Annotated in this window: 4 protein-coding genes; 3 read left to right on the forward strand and 1 reads right to left on the reverse strand. The window is 66.5% G+C overall.

What is annotated here, in order from left to right; genetic code table 11:
* Window positions 1–110: 110 nt before the first annotated feature.
* The 3 genes from CJ014_RS27090 (at window position 111) to CJ014_RS27100 (ending at window position 4,079) form a co-directional block, all read left to right on the forward strand.
* Window positions 111–1,364, forward strand: a complete 1,254-nt coding sequence (locus CJ014_RS27090) for a molybdopterin molybdotransferase MoeA (RefSeq protein WP_100083607.1) — start codon at window positions 111–113, stop codon at window positions 1,362–1,364.
* Complete coding sequence (gene moaA, locus CJ014_RS27095) at window positions 1,361–2,359, forward strand: GTP 3',8-cyclase MoaA (protein WP_245427750.1); 999 nt, start codon at window positions 1,361–1,363, stop codon at window positions 2,357–2,359. Before CJ014_RS27090 ends, moaA begins: the two co-directional genes overlap by 4 nt.
* 361 nt (window positions 2,360–2,720) lie before the next feature.
* The gene (locus tag CJ014_RS27100) at window positions 2,721–4,079 is read left to right on the forward strand and encodes a metallophosphoesterase (RefSeq protein WP_100083608.1); all 1,359 of its coding nucleotides are present in this window, start codon (window positions 2,721–2,723) and stop codon (window positions 4,077–4,079) included.
* A 46-nt stretch (window positions 4,080–4,125) separates the two neighbouring features.
* On the opposite strand, the gene CJ014_RS27105 is transcribed toward CJ014_RS27100, so the two are convergent.
* Window positions 4,126–5,682 (reverse strand): Fic family protein, encoded by a 1,557-nt coding sequence (locus CJ014_RS27105; protein ID WP_100083609.1) that lies wholly within the window; start codon window positions 5,680–5,682, stop codon window positions 4,126–4,128.
* Window positions 5,683–6,007 lie beyond the last annotated feature (325 nt).

Consider the following 6,007-nt stretch of genomic DNA (forward strand, 5'->3'; position numbering starts at 1 on the left):
GATACCTGGCTTCAGCTCGTCGGCATCATGAACCGGTCGGAAGATCCGAGCCTCGCAGCCATGCGCGCCATCCTCGAAGCCATTTTGCCGGCCAACAGGGGAGTGGCGACATGACCTTTCACGTGACAGACGCCTTCCGGCCCGTCACTCTGGGCATGCAGTCCTTCGAAGCCGCTCGCCTTGGGGCTCTGCGTCTCGTCGGTCCAATCGACCGCAGCGAAACGGTGTCGCTCGATGAAGCGCTTGGGCGTGTTCTGGCCGAGACGATCGTTGCTCCGTGCGATCTCCCCGCCTTCGATCAGGCGGCCATGGATGGCTACGCGGTCCGCTTTGCCGATGTCGCGGTCGGTCCGCTTCGTGTCGACGGGGTGACGCATGCCGGCGATGCTCCTACCCGACTGGCGCCGAAATGTGCCCATCGCATCATGACCGGAGCTAGCCTGCCGACCGGAGCGGACACGGTCGTCCCATACGAAGAAACAGTCACCCTTCGCGAGGGCCTGGCCATGCCTGGCTCCATCAAGCCCGAGGGAAACATCCGCAGGGCGGGCGAAGACATCGCGCGCGGCGAGACCGTTCTGACAAAGGGCCGGCGGTTGGCTTGGCCCGAGATTGCCGCCCTGGCGGCGCTGGGCATCGGATCGGTGCGGGTGACCGCGCCCATCCGGGTATCGCTATTGACCACCGGCGCGGAGCTGCGCAGCGCCGGCGAAGCCCTGCCGGCAGCGGGTATCTACGATTCCAACGGCCCCATGCTGATGGCCTTGCTGGCCGACAGCGGCGTCGACGTGACCAGGACGACGGTGGGCGACAGCTACGACGCCCTCACCGAGCGGCTCGCCGACGCCAGCCGCCAAGCCGATCTCATCGTGACCTCGGCCGGCATGTCCTCTGGCGATCGCGATCTCGTGCGCGCCGCCCTGGCGGCAGTCGGAGGAACGATCGCCGTATCCTCGGTCGCCATCAAGCCGGGAAAGCCGCTCGCCCTCGGCGGGGTCGGCGGCGCTGCCTTCGTCGGATTGCCGGGCAACCCGCAGGCGGCGGCCTTCTGCGCGCTGGTCTTCGCCCGGCCGATGATCGCTGCCCTCTCGGGGCGCCCACGGAGCGCGCCCATCATGGCCCTGTCCGCCTTCGCCACCGGCCACTCGTCGGAGAAGACCGAGCTTGTTCCGGTCGCGCTCGAAACGGTCTCCGGCCAGCTCACGGCCCGCCGCGTCGGACAGCCGGGATCGCATCGCCTGATGCCGCTCCTTGCCGCCGATGCCCTGGCGATCGTTGCCGCCGCCAACGCCCCGCTCAGGGCCGGCGATCGGCTTGAAGTGCTGCCCTTCCACCCCCCGGAATTTCAGGGAGTGCCGTCGTGACTTGTGCGCTGACCGATCGCTTTGGCCGCACTATCCGTTATCTTCGCCTGTCCGTGACCGATCGCTGCGATCTGCGCTGTGTCTACTGCATGGCCGAGGACATGCGGTTCGTGCCCAGGCGGGACCTCCTGACGCTCGAGGAACTCGACCGGCTGGCGTCGACCTTCGTTGCCAGAGGCGTCAACAAGATCAGGATAACCGGCGGCGAACCGCTGGTGCGCAAGGACATCTTGACGCTGTTCCGGTCGCTGTCCCGGCACTTGCAGGGTGGGGCGCTCAAAGAGCTCACGCTGACCACGAATGGCACGCAGCTCGCCAATCATGCAGAGGCGCTGGCCGCCGCCGGCGTCAAGCGTGTCAACGTGTCGCTCGACACGCTCGATGCCGACCGGTTTCGCCTCCTCACCCGTCGCGGCCAGCTTGGTGCGGTGATGGATGGCCTCCGGGCCGCGCGGGAGGCCGGCCTCAAGGTCAAGCTCAACGCCGTAGCTCTCAAGGGCATCACCGAGACCGAAATCTTCGACCTGATCGACTTCGCCCACGGCCGCGGCATGGATCTGACTCTGATCGAAACCATGCCACTCGGCGATGTGGGTGCCGACCGGACCGACCAGTATCTGCCGCTGACCGAACTGCGCCGCCTCATCGAGCGCCGTCTTACCCTGGTTGACACATCCGAGCGCTCCGGCGGACCGGCCCGCTATACTCGTGTCGCCGAGACCGGTGGGCGGGTCGGCTTCATTACGCCGATGACCCACAATTTCTGCGAAAGCTGCAACCGCGTGCGGGTGAGCGCGACTGGTATCCTCTATACCTGTCTCGGCCAGGAGGAGCGCACCGACCTGCGGTCGGCCCTGCGCGGCTCGGAGAGCGATGACCTCCTGAACGCCGCGATCGCGTGCGCCATAGAGCTCAAGCCCAAGGGCCACGATTTCGCGATCGGCCCGGACCAGAGGCCTTCCTTAGGGCGCCATATGTCGGCGCTTGGCGGTTGAGCCAGCATGCTCCGATGGTCGGCGAGGCAGCACCTCTTGCTCTTGTTGTGTCGGCGGTGACCGCTCCGGCCAAATACGTGCTTGTTGTTGTGATTCTCATACACCATCGGCTCGCATCCGAATTGCGAAGGCTGAGCTGGACGCACATCCCTTACGGTACGAACCGGTCTGAGGACGGCGAGCAGCCACGCCGGGTCGGCCGGCGGCGCGAAAGCACCGAAATCACGTGCTTTCCCGGCCTGAAGCCGCCGCGCCGCCGCGTCACAAAACGATCACTGGAAAACCCTGTGGTGCCACGGCATGAACGGATAGAGTCCGGCCGACCGCCGGTCGTCCCGCCGCTGCAACTGGAACGCTTGACATGCCCGAGATCACCATCGCGCGCCGCATGGCGCTGAAGCTGCTCGCCGGCGCCGCCCTGCTGCCGATCGTCGGCCGCCCCGCCCTTGCCACCGCCGCGCCGGGCGTCGACTTCATCGTCATCGCCGACCTGCACTCGGCCTACGACCATCTCGGCCAGTTGCTGGCGGCGATCGAGAGCCATGTCGCGGCGACACCGCGGCCGTGCCTGGTGCTGTTCAACGGCGACCTGTTCGAGGCCGGCAACGTTGTCGCCAGCCGCTCCGGCGGCGCGATCGACTGGGCCTTCCTCAAGGCGCTGGCCGATACCGCGCCGACGGTGTTCAACCTCGGCAACCACGAGCCCGACCTCGACAACGACCTCGCCCACTTCGTCACCCGCGCCGGCGAACTGGATATCACGGTGCTGACCAATATCATCGACGGCCGCACCGGTGCCGGCTACGCGCCGGCGAGCGCCTCGCTGCAACTCGGCGGCCAGACGGTGACGATCGCCGCCTGCGCCACCGACAACCTGTTCACCTATCCGAAGCCGACACGCGCCCAGCTGTCGATCCCGCAGCCGGCCGAGTGGGCGGCGGCGAATCTGCCCGGCCTGCTTCGGTCCGGCACCATCAACGTAATGCTGAGCCATGCCGGCGTCACGGCCGACAAGGCGATCCTGCCGCTGCTGCCCGACGGCACGCTCTTTGTCGGCGGCCACGATCACCTCAACCTCGTCCACGCCGAGGGCAACACCCGCTACCTGCACACCGGCAGTTGGTCGGAGGCGCTGACGGTAGCCACTGTCGCTGGCCCTGGGGCGCCCGCCGACCTCAGGCGGATCGGCATCGACCCGGCGGTACCGGCTTCCGACCGGCTGGCCGGGCTGATCGCCTACGTGCTGGCGCAGCACCTCACCAAGGACGATCTCGCCCCCGTCGGCCACGCCGACGCCGCGCGGACAACCGACGAGGCCGGCCTGTTCGCCGCGGCGTCGCTGGCCGCCGCCGTCGGCGCCGACGTCGGCTTCATCGGCCACACTACCTTCGGCGCCGGCCTGCCCGCGGGGCCCGTGTCGCGCTATGCCTTCGACGCCTGCGTCCGCTTCGAGGGCAAGCTGATGACCGTCGAGGTCGACGCGGCGACGCTCGCCACCATCCTGGCGCGCTGCAACCAGTTCGGCGACTTCCCGTTCGACGCCCGCAACGGCGATTACCTATACGCGGCGGCGCCGAACGGCGACAAGGCGCGCTACCGGCTGGTCTGCAACGACTGGTCGGCCACCAACCAGCGCGCCTATTTCGGCCGTGACGACCTTGCCTTCACGGAGGTGCCGGATCGCACGGTCAAGGCAACGGTGATCGCCGCCCTCGCCTGACGCTTCCGCCGCCGCGCGCTTGGGTCGGAGGTTGGGCCGAGCTGGTTCATGCGCCTTGCGCGAATTCCTGACGGACCCCGGCATAGATCGTCTCGATCTCAGCCGCTTCCGCGTCGGTCATTTGCGCGAACTCCCGCTCTCGCGCGCGCTTCGAAAGCACGCCATCGTTCTGGTGCAGGAAGCGGAACAACAGGTCCATCAGCCTGTCCGGCATGTCGACCAACGCCGACACCTGCCGCCGGAAGGCGTCATAGCCCCTGAGAAAGGCCGTCTCGGCGGGAAGATCGACATCGATGGTCTTTGCCACACAGGAGAACAGGAACTCCGCATGCGGCGTGGCGTCGAAGAAGCGGTAGTAATCCGAGGTTTCGTTCAGCACTTCGACGTTGCCCTGGCCGGTCGGCCGCCAGCGGACAAACGGCAGGACACGTCGCGAGTGGCTCTCCAGCGTTCGCCTGTAGTCGTCGATGCGATCGAGAATGACGGCCGAAACCGGAAACACCACCCCCGCTGGGTTGAAGCCACGCTGCGCCAGGACATGATGGATGAGGTAGCGATGCAACCGGCCGTTCCCGTCCTCGAACGGATGGATGTAGACGAAGCCAAAGGCCAGCACAGCCGCCGCGAGCACGGGATCGAGCTCCGGGGCCACGTCCCGGCCGAAGGTCGTTAGCCCTGCAACGAGATCCGACAGGTCCTGATGGCGGGCGCTGATGTGATCGGGAATCGGTATGCCGGTGACGCGATCGTGCTCGCCGACGAAGCCTCCTTCCTGCCGCAGGCCCAGATGCACGAAGCGGGCATCGCCGATGACGATGCGCTGCAGGCGCAGCAACTCGTCGAGATCGATGGGGCGCCGGCCAGCGTCACCGATCGCCTGGCCCCAGCGCTGGACGCGATCCTGCGGCGGGTCCTCGCCCTCGATCTGGAAGCTCGAGCGCGAGTCCTGGAGAAGCAGGAACGCGGCGGTCCTGGCCAGAAGGTCGGCGGGCACCTCGGCGACGACGCACCGCGCCGCCGCAGCCAGATCGCTGGCGACGAATGTCTCCAGGGAAGGGGTTCGGAAGACCATCGGGCAGAAGGCCGGCGTACCGGGCAGGTTGTTCCTCACTCGATGGCGCGTCGATGTCACGCCGGCGGTCGCCCATTGACGCTCGGGATCGACAACGGGGGCATAGACCCCCTGCGTCGCGTCCGGCAGATCGAGCCGCGCCTGCAATAGCCACTCATAGAGAAACCACAGGCGGCGGGCATAGGCCCCGGTCGGGGCGGCACGGACGATGTCGGCAATTGCCTCCGGTCCGGCAGCCCGAAACAGCGCCTTGATCACGCCGAGATCGAGCCCTTCATAGCGCAGTGCAAAGGTCAGATGGCCGCCGAGCGTCTCGTCGGGCCGGTGGCGGGGCGTATAGACGTGCCAAGCGTCCGCCACGTAGACCTTGTGGCGCGGCCCGATTGCCGAAAGAGTGAAGGGAGCGGGGACGGCGAGGTCGTAGGCATCGATCAGGGCCGCATAGCCGACGGGGACCGCAGCCTCCGGGAGCCGGCGATCATGAAAGACAGTCACGGGGCCTGAGAACGGCTTCTGTTGACCTAAGTGCATGAATATCGATTCTCGCCCGTGAAAAATGATCCTGTATCTCTTCTTATATGAAAATCAATAACCCCTCAACAGGGGAGCGTGGCTGTTCATGCCAAGGCCTGAGTCTATTCTGGCCCCCCACGCCGCACATTGGTCATCGCCCGTAGCTACACACCGCAGTTACAGTTGCTGCATCCATCCGCGATTCGCATAATAAAGATTATGGAACGGAGACGTCATTTCGCGACTGTTGCTTTTTGGGCCGTAATGACCGTTTTGGCGGTCGCGCAATCTCTGTGTAAAGGGTCTTTTGGGCTGTTGCTTTCCGGGTCGCTTGGTCGGACTA

This window comes from Pleomorphomonas carboxyditropha, from assembly GCF_002770725.1.
In the GTDB taxonomy this organism is placed as follows: Bacteria; Pseudomonadota; Alphaproteobacteria; order Rhizobiales; family Pleomorphomonadaceae; genus Pleomorphomonas; species Pleomorphomonas carboxyditropha.

Bases quoted from the DNA above. Each gene is read 5' to 3' on its own strand.
- CJ014_RS27100 (WP_100083608.1), top strand. From the start codon at position 2,721: ATGCCCGAGATCACCATCGCGCGCCGCATGGCGCTGAAGCTGCTCGCC.
- CJ014_RS27105 (WP_100083609.1), bottom strand. From the start codon at position 5,682: ATGCACTTAGGTCAACAGAAGCCGTTCTCAGGCCCCGTGACTGTCTTT.
- CJ014_RS27090 (WP_100083607.1), top strand. From the start codon at position 111: ATGACCTTTCACGTGACAGACGCCTTCCGGCCCGTCACTCTGGGCATG.